The 18,054-nt window shown below is 44.1% G+C and carries 15 protein-coding genes; 2 read left to right on the forward strand and 13 right to left on the reverse strand.

What is annotated here, in order from left to right; translation table 11 throughout:
* Positions 1–40: 40 nt before the first annotated feature.
* Together putP and ACXAEA_RS22040 are read left to right on the forward strand one after the other, a co-directional pair.
* On the forward strand, positions 41–1,516 hold the full coding sequence (gene putP / locus ACXAEA_RS22035; RefSeq protein ID WP_475097980.1) for a sodium/proline symporter PutP: 1,476 nt from the start codon (positions 41–43) through the stop codon (positions 1,514–1,516).
* A 121-nt stretch (positions 1,517–1,637) separates the two neighbouring features.
* Positions 1,638–2,381, forward strand: a complete 744-nt coding sequence (locus tag ACXAEA_RS22040; protein WP_475097981.1) for a hypothetical protein — start codon at positions 1,638–1,640, stop codon at positions 2,379–2,381.
* Positions 2,382–2,463: 82 nt separating this feature from the next.
* Here the strand turns inward: ACXAEA_RS22040 and ACXAEA_RS22045 are convergent, their stop codons facing one another.
* From ACXAEA_RS22045 to pruA, 13 genes are all read right to left on the reverse strand, one after another.
* On the reverse strand, positions 2,464–3,123 hold the full coding sequence (locus tag ACXAEA_RS22045; protein ID WP_475097982.1) for a hypothetical protein: 660 nt from the start codon (positions 3,121–3,123) through the stop codon (positions 2,464–2,466).
* 20 nt (positions 3,124–3,143) lie between these two features.
* Positions 3,144–4,187, reverse strand: a complete 1,044-nt coding sequence (locus ACXAEA_RS22050) for a leucine-rich repeat domain-containing protein (protein WP_475097983.1) — start codon at positions 4,185–4,187, stop codon at positions 3,144–3,146.
* Positions 4,188–4,202: 15 nt separating this feature from the next.
* Positions 4,203–4,541, reverse strand: coding sequence for a hypothetical protein (locus tag ACXAEA_RS22055; protein WP_475098190.1), 339 nt, complete (start codon positions 4,539–4,541; stop codon positions 4,203–4,205).
* 882 nt (positions 4,542–5,423) lie between these two features.
* A complete protein-coding gene (locus tag ACXAEA_RS22060; RefSeq protein WP_475097984.1) occupies positions 5,424–6,119 on the reverse strand; it encodes a hypothetical protein in 696 nt (231 codons plus the stop codon).
* Positions 6,120–6,311: 192 nt separating this feature from the next.
* Entirely contained in the window at positions 6,312–7,739 is a 1,428-nt protein-coding gene (gene gatB / locus ACXAEA_RS22065) for an Asp-tRNA(Asn)/Glu-tRNA(Gln) amidotransferase subunit GatB (protein ID WP_475098191.1), read from the reverse strand.
* Between the two features lie 12 nt (positions 7,740–7,751).
* The gene (gatA, locus tag ACXAEA_RS22070; RefSeq protein ID WP_475097985.1) at positions 7,752–9,209 is read right to left on the reverse strand and encodes an Asp-tRNA(Asn)/Glu-tRNA(Gln) amidotransferase subunit GatA; all 1,458 of its coding nucleotides are present in this window, start codon (positions 9,207–9,209) and stop codon (positions 7,752–7,754) included.
* Positions 9,210–9,220: 11 nt separating this feature from the next.
* Positions 9,221–9,511, reverse strand: a complete 291-nt coding sequence (gene gatC / locus ACXAEA_RS22075; protein WP_475097986.1) for an Asp-tRNA(Asn)/Glu-tRNA(Gln) amidotransferase subunit GatC — start codon at positions 9,509–9,511, stop codon at positions 9,221–9,223.
* Between the two features lie 640 nt (positions 9,512–10,151).
* Positions 10,152–10,790 carry a TetR/AcrR family transcriptional regulator gene (locus ACXAEA_RS22080; protein WP_475097987.1) on the reverse strand — a complete coding sequence of 213 codons (639 nt, stop codon included), beginning with the start codon at positions 10,788–10,790 and terminating at the stop codon, positions 10,152–10,154.
* Positions 10,744–12,009, reverse strand: coding sequence for an MFS transporter (locus tag ACXAEA_RS22085; RefSeq protein ID WP_475097988.1), 1,266 nt, complete (start codon positions 12,007–12,009; stop codon positions 10,744–10,746). The genes ACXAEA_RS22080 and ACXAEA_RS22085 overlap by 47 nt, the downstream gene beginning before the upstream one ends.
* A 126-nt stretch (positions 12,010–12,135) precedes the next feature.
* On the reverse strand, positions 12,136–12,588 hold the full coding sequence (locus ACXAEA_RS22090) for a YueI family protein (protein ID WP_475097989.1): 453 nt from the start codon (positions 12,586–12,588) through the stop codon (positions 12,136–12,138).
* Positions 12,589–13,121: 533 nt separating this feature from the next.
* On the reverse strand, positions 13,122–14,402 hold the full coding sequence (aceA, locus tag ACXAEA_RS22095) for an isocitrate lyase (protein WP_475097990.1): 1,281 nt from the start codon (positions 14,400–14,402) through the stop codon (positions 13,122–13,124).
* A 48-nt stretch (positions 14,403–14,450) separates the two neighbouring features.
* Complete coding sequence (gene aceB / locus ACXAEA_RS22100) at positions 14,451–16,046, reverse strand: malate synthase A (RefSeq protein WP_475097991.1); 1,596 nt, start codon at positions 16,044–16,046, stop codon at positions 14,451–14,453.
* A 264-nt stretch (positions 16,047–16,310) separates the two neighbouring features.
* Positions 16,311–17,858, reverse strand: a complete 1,548-nt coding sequence (gene pruA / locus ACXAEA_RS22105) for an L-glutamate gamma-semialdehyde dehydrogenase (protein WP_475097992.1) — start codon at positions 17,856–17,858, stop codon at positions 16,311–16,313.
* Positions 17,859–18,054 lie beyond the last annotated feature (196 nt).

An 18,054-nucleotide genomic window follows, 5' to 3' on the forward strand; every position in this document is an offset into this window, starting at 1 on the left:
TATTTTAATAATTTTTCACTATAACAAAGGGGGAAAGATTATGTCTAATGAAATGTATCAAATTATCGCAATTGGGATTTACATGGTCGCGATGCTCTATATCGGCTGGTATTCCTACAAAAAGACAAGCAATCTGACCGATTACATGCTCGGCGGCAGATCGCTTGGACCAGCAGTCACTGCGCTCAGCGCCGGTGCTGCAGACATGAGCGGATGGCTATTGATGGGTCTTCCTGGCGGTATTTATGTAAGCGGTTTAGCGAATGCATGGATTGCCATCGGATTGACTGTCGGTGCATACCTCAACTGGCTGTTCGTAGCACCTCGACTTCGTTCTTACACACATGTAGCCAATGATTCCATTACGATTCCAGGCTACCTTGAAAACCGTTTTAAAGATGATACCAAGCTATTGCGTATCGTATCCGGAATAGTAATCCTGCTATTTTTCACATTTTACGTTTCTTCCGGAATGGTCGCTGGAGCTGTATTCTTCCAGAGTTCATTTAACTTGGATTATCATACTGGTCTATTGCTTGTTTCCGCTGTCGTTGTGGCTTACACACTATTCGGCGGCTTCCTGGCAGTTAGCTACACAGATTTCGTTCAGGGCTTGATGATGCTGCTCGCACTTGTGCTCGTCCCGATTATCGGATTCGGCAAAACTGGCGGTCCTGCGGAAACTTTCGACACAATCCGTGCCATCGATCCTGCATTGCTTGACTTGTTCAAGGGCACAACTGTCCTCGGCATCATTTCGACTGCTGCATGGGGGCTTGGCTATTTCGGCCAGCCGCACATCATCACTCGCTTTATGGCAATTACATCTGTAAAAGAAACAAAGAGCGCTAGAAGAATCGGGATGAGCTGGATGATTTTCACCCTGCTTGGTGCGATACTGACTGCACTGATCGGTCTTGCTTATTTTACCCAAAACCCGGATATCAAGCTTGATAACCCAGAAGCTGTGTTCATCGAGCTGGGACAATTATTCTTCCATCCATTGTTCGCAGGCCTGATGCTGGCAGCAGTATTGGCAGCGATCATGAGCACGATTTCTTCTCAATTGATCGTTACATCGAGTGCTTTAGTTGAAGACTTGTACAAAGTCTTATTCAAAAAAGAAAAATCAGATAAGCAATACGTTTTCTTAGGCCGTTTGGCTGTACTAATCGTTGCAATTGTTGCCGCTTCCCTTGCATGGGTTCAGAACGACACAATCCTTGGATTGGTTGCATATGCATGGGCCGGCTTCGGTGCTGCCTTTGGACCAATCATCATCCTCAGCCTGTACTGGAGAAAGATGACCAACTGGGGCGCGATCCTCGGTATGGTTGCCGGTGCAGCAACAGTCGTCATCTGGAGCAACGTCGGCTTAAGCGATGTTATGTACGAAATCGTTCCTGGATTCCTGATTAACTTAATCGTTTCTGTAGTAGTCAGCTTGGCTACTTATAAACCGAATGCTGAAATTGAAAAAGAATTCGATCTTAGCGTTAAGAACTTGAATTCATAATCACAACGCAAATGCCACAGAGAATTTCTCTGTGGCGTTTTTTTATCTCATTCAAAAAGGTAATCAATTACCAGCTATCGAAATACTTAAGTACTATGTCTGAAATCCCGAGGGGAAATGGATGAAGAAGAAAATCATAATCTATGGAACGATGGCTATCCTGCTTTTAACTGCCTTGATCGCAATGGACCGTTACAAACTTTATAAAGAAGAAAAACCGCCTTTGCCTGTCGTGACGATTGAAAATGAGGAAATCTCCTTCGTCAGGGGCGGGTATCACTGGCATGGAATCAGGGAAACTTCCCAAGACCCGATCAAGCTGATGGCTGGACTGAACCCAACCAAAGCCAAGGAAAGACAACAGCTTAAGGTGACTTTCCCTTCAGAAAATAAACCCCAGTCTATCATTATTACCCAGGTGAATTCTGTCCCAGGCGGAAAAAAATTAGTTGAGGATAGCGATACAATCTCCATTCCAAAAAGCCAAACATCACAAAACATTCTCTTCCAGATCACCGCAGGCTGGGATAAAGAATTCGCTTCATTTGGCACCTATTATGTGAAATTGGCCATTGAAGATCTGCCGCCATTCTACGATTTCTTCTCAAAGAATCCTGAGAAACCTGCTGTACTGGCGATTGTTCCACGTGGAGATTCAGAAAAGTATGACATCCCTGATGAAATAAAGAAAAAACTTGAGTCTTTTCACATTACAGACGATATAGAAGGTTTGAAAGAACGTTATCCGGAACTCACTTCTGATATTACACCCGTCTATATGATTTTTAATACAGAAGAATTTATGTTTTCCTTATTCGACAAGGAAATGCTGATCAATTACCTGATGGATGATGGCCGGGATTAAGAAAAGGCCCAACTGACAGGGCCTTTTAGTTCCTTAATCAAACTCGATAAAAAGCTTTTTCAAACCTAGCCTCGAATTCTGTTTACTCAACCACAATCGTACCAACCCACTGGCTTGTCTTTGAGCTGACTTCGAATGTTTTATTATCCCTCCAGGCTGCCTTCCCCAAAAACCTTCCATATACCATTTCATTCGGTACCTCTTCTACCAGTAATTTCTCCTTTACCAACAGCCCGTCCTTATCAAAAATCTTTCCTATTAATTGAAAAGAACTGACAGAATGGATTCCCGTTACAATCGCTGTATGTTTTTTGTCAGGACTCTTTTTAGGTGTATTTTTCATAAGGAATTCCGCTTGATAATGATGTTCTTTGATTTTTCCAAGAGCCAATTCAACCGGTGCATAATCCCACTTCAGCTCACCAAATACCGGAGCTATGTATTCATTAAAAATTTTCACATACTCTACATACTTCTCTTCAACATTTCCACACTGCAAAAACTCAATCGGATTATATGGAATCTTCACCGTCAATCCATTTTCTATCGTATACGGATCAATCTCCATTCCTTCTACTTTATCAAGACAGTAAACACTCAAATACCTGACATCCTCGGTCTTAATTTCTTTTAAATATCTGCCTAGCAACAATTGAAATACACGGGACTGATGATTGAAGCCCACCTCATTCTTTTTAGGCCTGTTTGTCATGTCCGATAAAATGATTTCTTTTAGTTCCATATACGTTCTCCTTCAGTAGATCATGTAAAAAAAATGAATTCTTTCCAGACATCCTGGTCAGTTTTACCATGGTTCTTCGCTAGCTCTTCAAACTGCTTATTTTTCTTATCACTGCCAAAGCCAACAGAAATTCTTTTCAAAGAGGGATTTCTTAAAATAGGCAGGTAATCGTCGATCCTTCTATTCATCGCTGACCAATGGGTAAACTCCTCCAAAGCAGGTACATCTCCTAAACCGTGGAGGTCGTTTAGTCCTTTCATATTATCTAATGCTACCTTTCTTAGTTTCGGGAGATTCAAAGCTGGCAACTCTTGAACGTTCGGTAAATTTTGCAAGGAAAGATATTGAAGGCCTGAAAGTGTTGATATGAATGAGAGATCGCTCAATCCCCTGATTTGAAAAAGTTCTAAAAATTGTAACCTTACCATTCCTTCTACTGCTGAGAAGTTTTTAATGCCGCCAAAATTAACTGAAAGCTGCGTTAATCTATTTAACGGTTTCAGAAATTCCAAACTCTTAGTCGTAACGGAGGTTAATGTAAGTTTTTCAAGGTTTAGCAACTTCCCGACAACATCAATGTGTTTCGTGTGTCCTACTATCACTAGTTCTCTAAGGTCAGTGAATCTTTCTATCACAGCTAAACTCGGCTTTTTTGACTTCGTATCGCCGAGGATCAACTTTTGCAATCCTTCAGGGATCATAGATAAGATATCAAATGTTTCCAAACTATATATGCTCAGATTTAATTCTGTTAAATAACCCAAATACGCAAGGGCCTCTATATTCTCTACCCTTTCATGACATTCAACATACAAACGCTTCAAATTCGTAAGATGCTGAAGAAAGCCCAAATCACATACTGACTGGTAGTAACCATAAATGCGGAGACCAACATCAGCACGTGTCGAAAATAATAGGTCATTCATTCGCTGAAAGGTTTTAAGTTCAATATCACTAGAGAACTGTATAGTTTTCAAGTCTGTATCATTTTTCAATTCCGTAATTTCTTCCGGGGTTAAAGCATTCTTTATTTGTATGACGGCATCAGTGACCCTGCTATACATCGATTTTCTCCTTAATCACCATTCTCTCCACTCTTCCGTTATGTCCCCATCCGGCTCCAAACCGGCTTCCTGTGCTTTTTCATCAATGAATTCATACAATTCTTCGCGTTCCAGCGTTTCGATGAAATAATCGAATTCTTCATTCAACCTGTTAAATTCGGTTACAACTTCTTTTACCTTTTTCAATATTGCCCTTTCCGTCGGGGCTTTCATGGAATTGAGTGAAGAGACATATTGCTGCAATGCTTTTTCCGAAGTGGCTATAGCCTCCTCAGTGAACAGATCGTCTCCTTCCTCCATCCGTGCTCTCCATAAAACAGTGGGCAGTGTATCATCAGAACTTTGAACAGACATAATTTCTGTCTCTTCTTTCTTTACCGCAGTGTATTCTACTAACCGATGAGTGTAATGCTTTTTCTGTGTAAAATATACATGTTCAATAAGTTCGCAAGGATACAAATCCCCATCAAGAACAGTAGTCCCACCAAAGGCAAGCTCTTTTAATCCCGGCAATTGATTGACAAACTGAATCGAAGCTATTTCCCCACAGTCCAACATACTTAACTTTTCTAAATCTTTTACCTCTGCAATAGGACTGAAATCCTCGATTTTTTTGCTGTTCTCAATCTCTAAAACTCTTAGGCTTTTTGATAGATATTTAATGTCCTTCAAATCATTAAAGGACCTTAAATAGTAAAGACCCAGCTTTTCCAGGCTTTCCAGTCCTTCAACACCCTTTAACGATGTGATATTAGACTGGATTAGCTCCAGGGATTTAAGATTCTTAAGCTCGGAGAATGGTTCAAGATTTTTTGACTTAGGCTTGTAACTCCAGAGCCTCATTTCTTTTAAGTTCCTGAGTGTCTCTACACCTTTTGCTTTAGGCGGCAGCTTCCCAAAAAACACTTCAAGTGAAGGGATTTTTTCAAAATCGATTTTCAGAGACGGCCTTGTATCATTGATAGACAACGACTTTAGTTTTTTTAAATCGTAAAGACCTGTTAGATCTTTTAAGTTTTCATCACCAAGGGCAACACTCTCAACATCAGGACATTCACTTAGAAAATTTACATGTTCGATCTCATAAGCAATATCGACCGTCTTAATTCCATGCTCATTAATATAATCAACTGAATCCTTAATATTGTCGCTATTAATTGACACCGACACGCTATCTTCATCCTGCCGAATTCGCACGTTTCCAATTTTGATGAATTTGACCATAAGCCCCCGCCTTTAGCACATTTTTTCAACCAGCCATTTTGTTTGCTTACCACGATAGAATAATTCTATGGCACTATTAGAAGCCCATCTTATGTCTCCAAGATATTGAGAAAAGATCAATTCATGCGGCCTCTCCTGCAAAACCCTTTTGGTTTTTACCCGTTCTCCAGTTTTATTGTCCCTGATGGTCAGGATTATTGAAAAATAGTCTAGATCATGTTCACAAAATACTTCTGCTTTAAACTTCCTGTCTGGTGAGTTCTTTTGATTCAAGACATACTCGTTAACATAGTTTCGGGCTTGAACTTCTGCAGCAATTCGATTAAAAAGTTCCTGATTCCATTCAAACTCCATGACGACTTTCATCATGCCCTCATGAATTTTTTTAAGGATAATCCTTTTCTTTTCATAATTGGGTAATGAAAAATAAGTGTCTATATCCAGATCTACCGACACTTCAGTGAAACCATCCGGGGTTGTATGCACATCATCGATTGGCTCTTCTATGCAATTAATCGTTACTTTTTTTGTTTTTTCAGTAGAGAAGCGCCCAAGCAAAAATGTATATAAACTCGCTATACACCTCACCTGGTCACGGAACAACATCCTCTTGTGCTTCCAATTTTCTTCATAATCAAAGCGGGTTGCGTCTGCTTCTGTTAAAGAATGCTGGACCATTAATGCTTTGATTTTTTCTTCATTTTCCATATAGGGCAAATCCAGATCAATGTCTCTTAGTAAAATAACGGCCAGCCTCCTGCTTTTGCATTCTTAAGCTAATAATAGCACCCGCAAGTATGTAAGAATATGTATTTTAAGAACTATTTTTTAACGCAATTTCCCCTTTTTCCCGGGAAATATCGACAAAAAAGCTGACGATGTAATCGCCAGCTTTCGCTATTATCTCTTATTCAGTTCTTCAACTAGCAATTTATTCACAAGCGGCGGATTGGCCTGGCCTTTTGTCGCTTTCATGATCTGGCCGACTAGGAATCCTTTTGCTTTGTCCTTGCCGCTTTTGAAATCTTCCACTGATTGCGGGTTGGCATCGATGATTTCGGTGATGATCTTAAGCAGTGCGCCTTCGTCGGAGATTTGGACAAGTCCCTTCTCCTTGACGATTTGCTCTGGATCGCCGCCGTTCTCGACCAGTTCCTTGAATACCTGCTTTGCGATTTTAGAAGAAATCGTTCCGTTTTCAATCAGCTTGATCATGCCAGCAAGCCCGTCTGGAGCCAATGCCGTTTCATGCAGCTCTTTCGATTCTGCCTTCAGGTAAGCTGAGAACTCTCCCATCAGCCAGTTGGATGCCTGTTTCGGATCCGCATCAGCTTTTACGACAGACTCAAAGAAATCAGCCATCTCTTTCGATACCGTTAAAACTTCCGCATCATAAGCTGGCAGTCCCATCTCTTCGACATATCGCTTTTTGCGCTGGTCTGGAAGCTCTGGGATTTCCGCACGTACTCTTGCTTTCCACCCTTCGTCGATGTAAAGGTCTGGCAGGTCTGGTTCAGGGAAATAACGATAGTCATCAGAGCCTTCTTTAACACGCATCAGGATGGTTGTGTTTGTTGCTTCATCAAAGCGGCGCGTTTCCTGCTGGATTTCGCGGCCAGCGAGGATTTCCTCTTCCTGGCGCTTTTCCTCATGTTCAAGGCCTCTGCGAACGAAGTTGAAGGAGTTCAGGTTTTTTAGCTCGGTTTTTGTGCCGAGTTCTTTCTGCCCGATAGGCCTGATTGAGATGTTCGCATCACAGCGGAGTGAACCTTCTTCCATTTTACAATCCGATACACCTGTATATTGGATGATTGACTTTAATTTTTCCAGATAAGCGTATGCCTCATCCGGAGTGCTTATATCGGGCTCCGATACGATCTCGACAAGCGGCGTTCCCTGGCGGTTGTAGTCAACGAGGGAATATCCACTGCCATGCGTCAGCTTGCCAGCATCCTCTTCCATATGGATACGGGTTATGCCGATTTTCTTTTTATAGCCATTGACCTCGATTTCGATCCAGCCGTTCTCGCCAATCGGCTTATCGAACTGGGAAATCTGGTAGGCCTTCGGGTTATCCGGATAAAAATAGTTTTTCCGGTCGAATTTCGTGTGTTCAGCTACTTCACAGTTCAACGCCATAGCTGCCTTCATTGCGTATTCAACAGCCTTCTTGTTCACGACAGGAAGGACTCCTGGGTAGCCAAGGTCTATGACGGTTGTATTTGTATTCGGCTCAGCACCAAAATGGTTCGGACTCGCCGAAAAAATTTTCGAATCTGTTTTTAATTCAACGTGGACCTCAAGGCCAATTACTGTTTCAAACTTCATCATTTTCACCCCTTACAGCTGCGGTTGTTGTTTATGGAAATCAGTCGCCTGCTCGAATGCGTGGGCAACCTTATATACTGTTCTTTCATCGAAATGGCGGCCAATGATTTGCAGGCCAAGCGGCAGCCCTTGATCAAAACCGCACGGAACCGAAATTGCCGGCACTCCTGCAAGGTTAACAGGAATGGTTAGAATATCGTTCGCATACATCGTCATCGGATCCGTTGTATTCTCGCCTATTTTGAAGGCTGGCGTAGGTGTAGTCGGACCGATGATGACGTCGTATTGTTCGAACACTTTTTCAAAGTCCTGCTTGATCAGCGTGCGAACCTTCTGTGCTTTTTTATAATAAGCATCATAATAACCAGAGCTAAGCGCGAAAGTACCAAGCATGATCCGGCGCTTCACTTCCTCGCCGAATCCTTCTGCACGAGTCTTTTTGTACATTTCGATCAGGTTCTCCGCGTTAGGAGTACGATAGCCGTAACGCACGCCATCAAAGCGTGCCAGGTTAGCGGACGCTTCAGAAGATGACAGCAAGTAATACGTTGCTAATGCATACTTCGAATGCGGCAGGGAAACCTCTTCCCATGTTGCACCGAGGCGCTCAAGGACCGCTAGTGCGTCCAGCACGGATTTGCGTACTTCTTCGTTCACACCCTCACCGATATATTCCTTTGGCACAGCGATTCTCATCCCTTTTATATCGCCATTCATTGAACCGATATAGTCAGGGATGTCCACTTTTGCGGAAGTCGAATCCATTTCATCGTACCCCGCGATCGCTTTTAGCAAATAGGCATTGTCTTCAACATTGCGCGTGATCGGTCCAATCTGGTCCAATGATGACGCGAACGCAATCAGCCCAAAACGGGAAACAAGACCATAAGTAGGCTTCATGCCGACCACACCGCAGAATGATGCAGGCTGGCGAATGGAACCACCAGTGTCAGAACCAAGCGAGAAAAGTACTTCTCCTGCTGCTACTGAAGCGGCGGATCCGCCAGAAGAACCACCAGGCACACGGTCAAGATTCCATGGGTTGAGCGTCTTTTTAAAACCAGAGTTTTCATTTGATGACCCCATCGCGAACTCGTCCATGTTCAGCTTGCCGATCGCCACCGTTTCCGCATGCCTCAGCTTCTGCATGACGGTCGCATCGTAAATAGGATCAAAGTTTTCGAGAATCTTGCTCGCCGCCGTCGTACGCAAACCCTTTGTGACGATATTGTCCTTTATGCCGATCGGCAGGCCATATAATTTATTCGATGGCGTGCTTTGCACTGCCTTATCATCCAGTGCCTTCGCAGCTGCCCTTGCATTTTCTTCATCCAGTGTTAAAAATGCCTGGACCTTGCCTTCGACCTCGCCAATCCGTTTGAACGATTCGTCGACCAGGTCGGAAACACTCAGGTCTCTTTTATGTAAAAGCTCGTGAAGCTCCGAAATCTTATGTTCAAATAAACTCATTGCCGGTCCTCCTACTCCATAATTCCAGGTACTTTGATCTGCCCATCCTGGTGCTCAGGCGCATTCTTCAATACTTCCTCGCGCGGCAGCCCCTGTTGGGAACGGTCCTCGCGCATGACATTCTTTATTTCAAGCACATGTGCTGTCGGCTCAACATTGTCCGTATTCAGCTCATTCAATTGCTCCGCATATGTAATAATTTTGTCCAGCTGGTCTGTCAGCATTTGCGCCTCTTCCTCAGTTATCGCCAATCTCGCCAGGTGCGCGACATGCTTCACCTGATCCTCTGAAATCCTTGACATAAAAGCACCTCCATTGTAAATCGTCAGACAATAATAATACTGATCATAGCAAAGTTTTACACGTTAAAGCAATACAAGCCTTGCCATTTGTACCATTTTAACATGAGAGGCTTGGGATCGCAGGAAAGAATACATTTTTGTGGAATATTAGTATTACAAAGGCGGAGTAAAATATGAAAAAACTATTTTCAGCCTTTGGTTTTCTGTTGCTGCTGATTGCATGCAGCTATGGTATGAGGAGAACTGATTGATTCTTAGAAGTGAGGTGAGGATGCCATTCTAGCATTTATTTTTGAGTTCATTGGCAGTTTATTTACTAGTGGAGGCAATGATCAGGTATTGAATACCCGAAAAATCGACCGTCATATAGAGCGATTAAACCAGCATGAATGGTTCAAAGAGATTTACGAGGACCAGAAGTATCGGCGTTTATTTTTCGTTAACCGGCATGTGAGGGCCTACCTCCAAAGCTCGATTCGGGTTAACAGAATAATCCGCAATATGGATTCCCGGCAAAAGTTTTTAAGATTATTGGAAAAACAATTAAAATAGGGAATCGTGAATAACACCATTCCCTTTTCCAAAACCTTTCTCACGCTGGCCATGCAGGTTACGACTCTCTCCAAGATATGCCAATTTTTTAATCACTTTTTATGGAATGATCTCCTATTCCTAACGCCATTTTTAAATAATCTACAAACAATATCGATTGTTCTTTTATTTTTAAGTCTTCCTTTGATAACATCGCATGCTCCACTGCTAAGCCATCAATAAAAGCAATGATCGAGCGGGCAATGATTTCATGATCAAACCTTGCGCTAAATTCACCACTTCTTTGGCCATGTTCAATAATATCCCTATAAAGTTTCAAGCCATTATGGTATCGCACTGTTCCGTATTCTCTTCTATGGCCGTCATTTCTTCCGATGATAAAGAATTCAAGCTTTGCCGGCGCTAAAGGATCCATTTCGTCATCAGGCTCCCCATCCTCGCCAAAGATGGTTTTCATAAGCATATTCCAATAAGATGTTACATTTTCCTTTACCATATCTAACGTATCATCTAATTCTCTGGCAAGTGATTCTTCCAAAATCGTCTCAAACACAGCTTCTTTACTTGAAAAATATTGATACAGTCCGCCTCTGCTAACCTTTGCAGCATCCATTATGTGCTTCATCGTCGCTCGCTCGTAACCATATTCAATGAAAACCTCCTGTGCCGCTCTCAAAATATCAATGCGGCGCTGTTCCATGTGCTCCTGACTGACCTTCGGAGACATCTGCTTTCCCCCGTTCTATTTTATTTTTAAAAATCAAACCGACGATAGAGACCGCAACCAACAATAATCCAGTAATCACAAATGTCGGAATGACTCCCAGTACAGTAGCAAGTAATCCGCCTGCTAACGGCCCAATGATTGTCGCAGTGGTAGTCACGCTGTTCAACACCCCGAACACTCTTCCCGTCATGTGTACGGGAGTATCGGCTTGGACAGTCGCCTGAAAAGGGATGAATACCAATCCAGCAGAAAAACCGGCAGCCAGCCCCAAAGCAGGTACCCATAAACCGGGCAGCACTAAATCCAACCGGGTCAATACTGCCATCATACTAAAACTGAAGCCAATTCCACAAACTCCAATAAACATCAGAATGAGAGCATTGTAATCTGTTTTTTTAGCCAACAGTAATCCTGCAAGGAACAACCCTACACCAGATGCCGTAACAAGATAACCAAACAGGTCAGGTGAGGCTTGCGGTAATTCCCGAAGCAAAACAATGATTTGTGAATCGGAAAGTTGTAAAATCAGCAGGCTGACCCCTAAAACGATCATCCCAATGATCAAGAAGCGATTGCCTCTGATAAACTCGAGGCCTTCTAAAAAATCCGCTCTAAACGAAGCTTTCTCTGGCTTAGCTGACCCTTCCAGTATTGAACCTGTTACCTTGGGCAATGAGAACAGCAGTAACGCCGAAATAACAAAGGTTCCACAATCGATAAAGAACACCAGCTGTGTCCCAAAAGCCGCAACCAATATTCCGCTCAACAATGGACCCAATACCTTCGATCCCGAATCAATCATAGAGGTGATGGACATAGCACTTTTCATACTTTCTTGTTCTATCAGCTCTTTCAGTTTCCCATTCTTTGCCGGGACAAAAATTGCCGAAAGCATTCCGACCATAAACAAGCAAATATAAACAGTCCATAAAGAATCCGTAAATGCAAGAAACAAAATAAGCCCAGCTCTTGCCAAGTCTGAAACGATCATCAACAATTTCCTGTTTAGCCTGTCAGCGACTGTGCCTGTAAATGGCCCTAACACCGCCATAGGGACTGCCAAACAAAGTATGATCAAAGAAACCTCCATTGGCGATGCTTCCCATTTCAAACCAACCATCGTAATGATTGCGATCACACTCAACCAATCACCAAAACTCGATATGAACTGTGCAAGCATTAAGGTAACAAACCCCTTATTTCTTAAAAGAGCCCCCATCTCCATCCCTCCACATCATACAAAACGACATTAATGTCGTTTTCATTTAATTTAATTATAGCGACACTTGTGTCGTTTATCAACCTAAAAAAAAGAGCTAACCTAAAAGGCCGCTCTCCTTAGTCACTATTTTCTAAAAAACTTCCCAAATCCAGATAAGAACCCCTTCTTCTTGACCGGTTCTGCCGAAATAACGGGTTTCTTTTTGCCAAGATAAATATCCTCTTTATCAATCGCATGGTCATGAGCTAAAACAAGCCCAAGTTCTGAATCATAATCCTTGTTCGTCACGATCGTAAACTCGATGCCACGTTTCTCAGCTTCCTTTATATACTTCGATAAATATGAATATGAAATATGACCGTTTAAAAAGAGATGTGCTTGCTTGTTTTCTTCCATCAGCTGGGTGACTTGATGCTCAACACCCTTGCCCATCACCTCTGACTGGGTCAGCGCAATGACGACCCGTTCCCGCAGCGTCGTAAGGAACCTCCGTCTTTCATCAGGCTTCGTCTGCTTTGCCCCGTGGATTCCCTGCTGCAAATAATCATCCAATTTGCTGTTGCTCAACCTGGTCACCTCCGTGTTTTACTCACCTGTAATCTCATTTATTTTACCGTATGCAACGTTTTCCGGCTTGTTCGGGCACTGAAATCCAGTTTCCGTTCCCTTTCAGGCTCTTCCACCGCTCGTTCGGGCACTGAAATCCAGTTTCCTTTCCCTTTTACGCTCTTCTGCCGCTTGTTCGGGCACTGAGATCCAGTTTCCGTTCCCTTTCAGGCTAATCCACCACTCGTTGGGGCACTGAAATCCAGCTTCCGTTCCCTTTCAGGCTCTTCCACCGCTCGTTCGGGCACTGAAATCTGTTGATCCTGCAACACGGCTGCGCCACTTGCTAAAATCTCCATTACTACTATGTATGAATCAGCCCAAAAGTCTGTGCTAGTTTAAGGTTAACCTATTTTCAGCAAAAAAAACCTCCTCTTCGGCCTGAAGAGGAGGACACAAATAGGAGAATGCAAGGTGAAAAAATCAATCAATTATGGTAAATCCCCGCCTGGGCCGAAAAACAGCTCGGGCGGAGAGAAAACCCGTCACTAAAATCAAACAGATCAGGAAGCGGTAAACTGCGCTTCTTCCGTGGAACCTTTTAACGCAGTAGTTGAGGATGTCCCTCCGGAAATGACCATTGAAACTTCATCAAAATAGCCTGTTCCGACTTCGCGCTGGTGTCTTGTTGCTGTGTAGCCATGCTGCTCGCTGGCGAATTCCGCCTGTTGCAGCTCGGAATATGCAGCCATACCGCGCTCTTTGTAGCCGCGAGCCAATTCGAACATGCTGTGGTTCAATGCATGGAAGCCAGCAAGTGTAACGAACTGGAACTTGTAGCCCATCTTGCCAAGCTCCACCTGGAATTTAGCGATGGTTTCGTCATCCAGCTTCTTCTTCCAGTTGAATGATGGCGAGCAGTTGTAAGCAAGCAGCTTACCAGGGTACTTCGCATGAATTGCCTTTGCAAACTGGCGAGCTTCTTCTAAATCCGGCTCAGATGTTTCACACCAAACAAGGTCTGCATATGGAGCATAGGCTAAACCGCGGGCAATCGCCTGGTCAAGGCCCGGCTTCACACGGAAGAAACCTTCAGGAGTTCTTTCACCAGTGATGAACGGAGCATCATATGGATCAACATCGCTTGTGATTAAATCAGCGGCGTTCGCATCGGTACGGGCAACGATCAGTGTAGGAGTGCCCATAACATCAGCTGCAAGTCTAGCTGCAATCAGGTTGCGTACAGCAGTTTGTGTTGGCAGGAGCACCTTTCCGCCAAGGTGTCCGCATTTCTTTTCAGAAGAAAGCTGGTCCTCGAAGTGAACGCCAGCTGCGCCAGCTTCGATCATCCCCTTCATCAATTCGAACACGTTCAGCTGTCCGCCGAAGCCAGCCTCTGCATCTGCAACGATTGGCGCGAACCAGTCGATTGAGTTGTCGCCTTCACCATGAGTGATCTGATCTGCCCTTTGCAATGCCTGATTGATTCGCTTCACAACTGCAGGAACACTGTTCGCCGGGTACAAGCTCTGGTCAGGATACATATTTCCGGAAAGGTTCGCGTCCGCAGCAACCTGCCAGCCGCTCAAGTAAATCGCCTTCAAGCCTGCTTTTACCTGCTGGACAGCCTGGTTTCCAGTCAATGCACCAAGAGCATTGACGAAATCCTCTTCGTTCACAAGCTTCCAAAGCTTCTCCGCACCGCGACGCGCAAGTGTGTACTCAATATCAACCGAACCGCGAAGCTTGATCACATCCTCCGCTGAATACGTCCTTTCCACTCCACCCCATCTGCTATCCAATTCCCAGCTTTCCTGCAATTGCTTTACACGATCTTGAGTCATTTTTTCGTTCCTCCTAAATGGTTGGTTTTATATGAATCTAGCAATCTATTATGCTAACGCCTTATATCCAGGCAATGTCAGAAACTCAACAAACTCATCATTTAAAATCAATTCGTCAAACAGCTTCGATGCCTGCTCGAATCTGCCATTTTCAAAAACAGCTTCTCCGACTTCCTGCTTGATTTTCACAAGCTCTTCTTCCTTCAGCTGCTGGTACATTCCAACATCCACGTTCCGGCCGTCATCGAGAACACCTTTCTGATGACGGATCCATTGCCACAATTGGGCACGGGAGATTTCCGCTGTTGCAGCGTCTTCCATCAGGTTGTGGATCGGAGCAGCGCCGCGGCCATTCAGCCAAGAAGCGACGTACTGGATGCCGACGTTGATATTCATGCGCACGCCTGCCTCTGTTATAGTGCCCTCTGGTACAGCGAGCAGATTTTCTGCTTTTACCTCGATATCCATTTGTTTACCGGAGTTGATCTGGTTTGGTTCCGGCATTTCCTTATTGAATGCCTCGAGTGCTACAGGAACCAGTCCAGGGTGCGCTACCCATGTGCCATCATGGCCGTCGCGCGCTTCGCGTTCTTTGTCGGCACGTACCTTGGCGAAGGCCTCAGCATTTGCTTCCTCGTCATTTTTAATCGGGATTTGCGCTGCCATTCCGCCCATTGCCGGTGCCTTTCGGCGGTGGCAAGTCTGGATCGTCAGCAGTGAGTAGGATCTCATGAACGGAACCGTCATCGTCACCTGCGAGCGATCCGGTAAAATGACATTTTCTTGCGAGCGCAGCTTTTTCAGAAAGCTGAATATATAATCCCATCGGCCGCAATTCAAACCTGCAGAATGCTCTTTTAATTCGTATAGGATTTCATTCATCTCGAATGAAGCGAGAATCGTTTCAATCAAAACAGTGGCTTTAATCGTTCCCTGTGGAATGCCAAGCTCATCCTGTGCATAGATGAACACATCGTTCCATAGTCGCGCTTCGAGGTGGCTTTCCATTTTAGGAAGGTAGAAGTATGGGCCTGTTCCCTGTTCCACCAGCTTTTTCGCGTTATGGAAAAAGTACATCGCGAAATCGAATAAGCCGCCTGATATTGGGTTGCCATCGAGCAATACATGTTTTTCTTCCAGGTGCCAGCCTCGCGGGCGAACCATTAAAACAGCTGTTTCTTCTTTCAGTTGATACTTCTTTCCGTTTGGGTTTTCAAAGGAAATCGTCCGGTTGACTGCGTCCCTAAGATTGATCTGGCCATCCACAATCGCATCCCATGTCGGTGAAGTGGAATCTTCGCAATCCGCCATGAAAATCTTCGCTCCGGAATTGAGCGCGTTGATGATCATCTTCCTGTCGGTCGGTCCGGTGATTTCAACCCTCCGGTCCTGCAGGTCTTCCGGCAGCGGAGCGATCGTCCACTCGCTTTCACGGATGTGCTTCGTTTCCTGCAGGAAATCCGGAAGCTTGCCTGCGTTGATATCCTTCTGACGTTTTTCGCGTGTTGCCAGCAGTTCCACCCGCCGCTGTCCGAATCGTCTCTCAAGCTGTTCTACAAAACTCAAAGCCTCGGGTGTCAAAATTTCTTCGTATCCGTTTTTCATGCTGCCTATAATTTCAATTCCTGTAGTTTGTGTCGACATTTACTGTCTTCACCCCTTTGTTATAGTACAGTGTCGATAACTCTAATATGTATTATATAACAGAGTTTTTAGATTGCAACTAGTTTGTTAAATTTTTCTGAAAAATTTTAAAAATAAGGAAAACGCCCTAATGAATGCACGTTGATTTCAGTCGAAAAGGAGTTTGTTTTTTCCATAAAAATGGGGAAGGTACGATTTGGAGTAAAAATAAAAGGAGCACAAAAAAATCCCCCTCTCACAACGAGAAGGGGATTCCAATCTGTATTAGTACATTTCAGAAGTAGTCTTAGCTTGCATGTGAAGAAGCAGATAGTCTGGTCCGCCAGCTTTTGAATCTGTTCCTGACATGTTGAAGCCGCCGAATGGCTGGTAACCTACGATTGCGCCTGTGCAACCGCGGTTGAAGTAAAGGTTTCCGACATGGAAATCTTCACGTGCCTTCTGGATGTTTTCACGGTTGCGTGTGATCACCGCTCCAGTCAGGCCGTATTCAGTGTTGTTCGCGATTTCAAGCGCGTGGTCGAAATCCTTCGCTTTTGCGAATGCCACAACTGGCCCGAAGATTTCTTCCTGCATGATTCTTGCATTTGGATCAAGGTCAGCAAATACTGTTGGCTTGATGAAATAGCCTTTTGAGCTGTCTCCTTCGCCGCCAGTCATCAAACGGCCTTCTTCCTTGCCGATTTCGATGTAGCTCATGATCTTGTCGAATGCACCCTGGTCGTTTACAGGGCCCATGAATGTGCTTTGATCTGTAGGATCATCAAGCTTAAGCTCGTTTGTCAATTCAACAACGCGGTTAAGAACCTGGTCGTATACATCTTCTACGATGACTGCACGTGAACATGCAGAACATTTTTGTCCGGAGAAACCGAAAGCAGAAGCCGTGATCGCTTGAGCAGCTAATTCAAGATCAGCATCTTTGTCGACAACCATCGTGTCTTTTCCGCCCATTTCTGCGATTACACGCTTAAGCCAGATTTGGCCTTCGTTCAATTTAGAAGCGCGCTCGTAAATGCGCAGACCTACGTCACGTGAACCTGTGAAGCTTACGAAACGAGTGTCTTTGTGGTCAACAAGGTAGTCACCAACTTCTGCACCGCTTCCTGGTACGAAGTTAAGGACACCTGCAGGAAGACCTGCCTCTTCCATCACTTCAACGAATTTAGCAGCAACAATCGGAGTTGTTGAAGCTGGCTTCAATAGAACTGTATTGCCCGTAACGATTGCTGCTACAGTTGTACCAGCCATGATCGCAAATGGAAAGTTCCATGGGGAAATAACGATTCCCACTCCAAGAGGAATGTAATCATAACGGTTATATTCATTTGGACGGCTGTTTACTGGCATACCGTCTTTGATTTTCAGCATTTGGCGAGCATAGTACTCAAGGAAGTCGATTGCTTCAGCTGTATCAGCATCTGCCTCGTTCCATGGCTTACCAGCTTCTTTTGTTAAAAGCGCTGAGAACTCATGCTTGCGGCGGCGAATGATCGCAGCGGCCTTGAATAATACATCTGCACGTGTTTCAGGCTTCACTTTTTTCCAAGTCTTGAACGCTTCTACAGCAGCCTGCATCGCTTTTTCAGCTAGATCGCGGTTTGCTTTGGAAACACGTCCAATAACCTCTTCTTTATTGGATGGGTTGTAAGATACAATCTTGTCCTCAGTCGAGATTCTCTCTCCGCCAATCACCAAGTCGTAATCCTGGCCAAGATAGCCTTCAACTGTCTTTAATCCTGTTAGGTAACCTTCGCGGTTTTCCTCATCTTTAAAATTCGTGAAAGGCTCGTGTTTGTATGGCTGAACCATTCCTATCCCCTCCTATGTATTAAAACGTTTACATCCTTACCCATTCTATCACGAGTATCTCATAGTGTTCAATGCCAACGTACTAGCAAGTATTGGATTGAGAATTTTCTTAATTTTCGTTATAGCAATATTATAATTTGGGCCTTTTTTCAACTTGGTCGATATATTTAGAAATGTGGTCGATATATTCATGAAT

Source organism: Mesobacillus sp. ABV4_180, assembly GCF_056158485.1.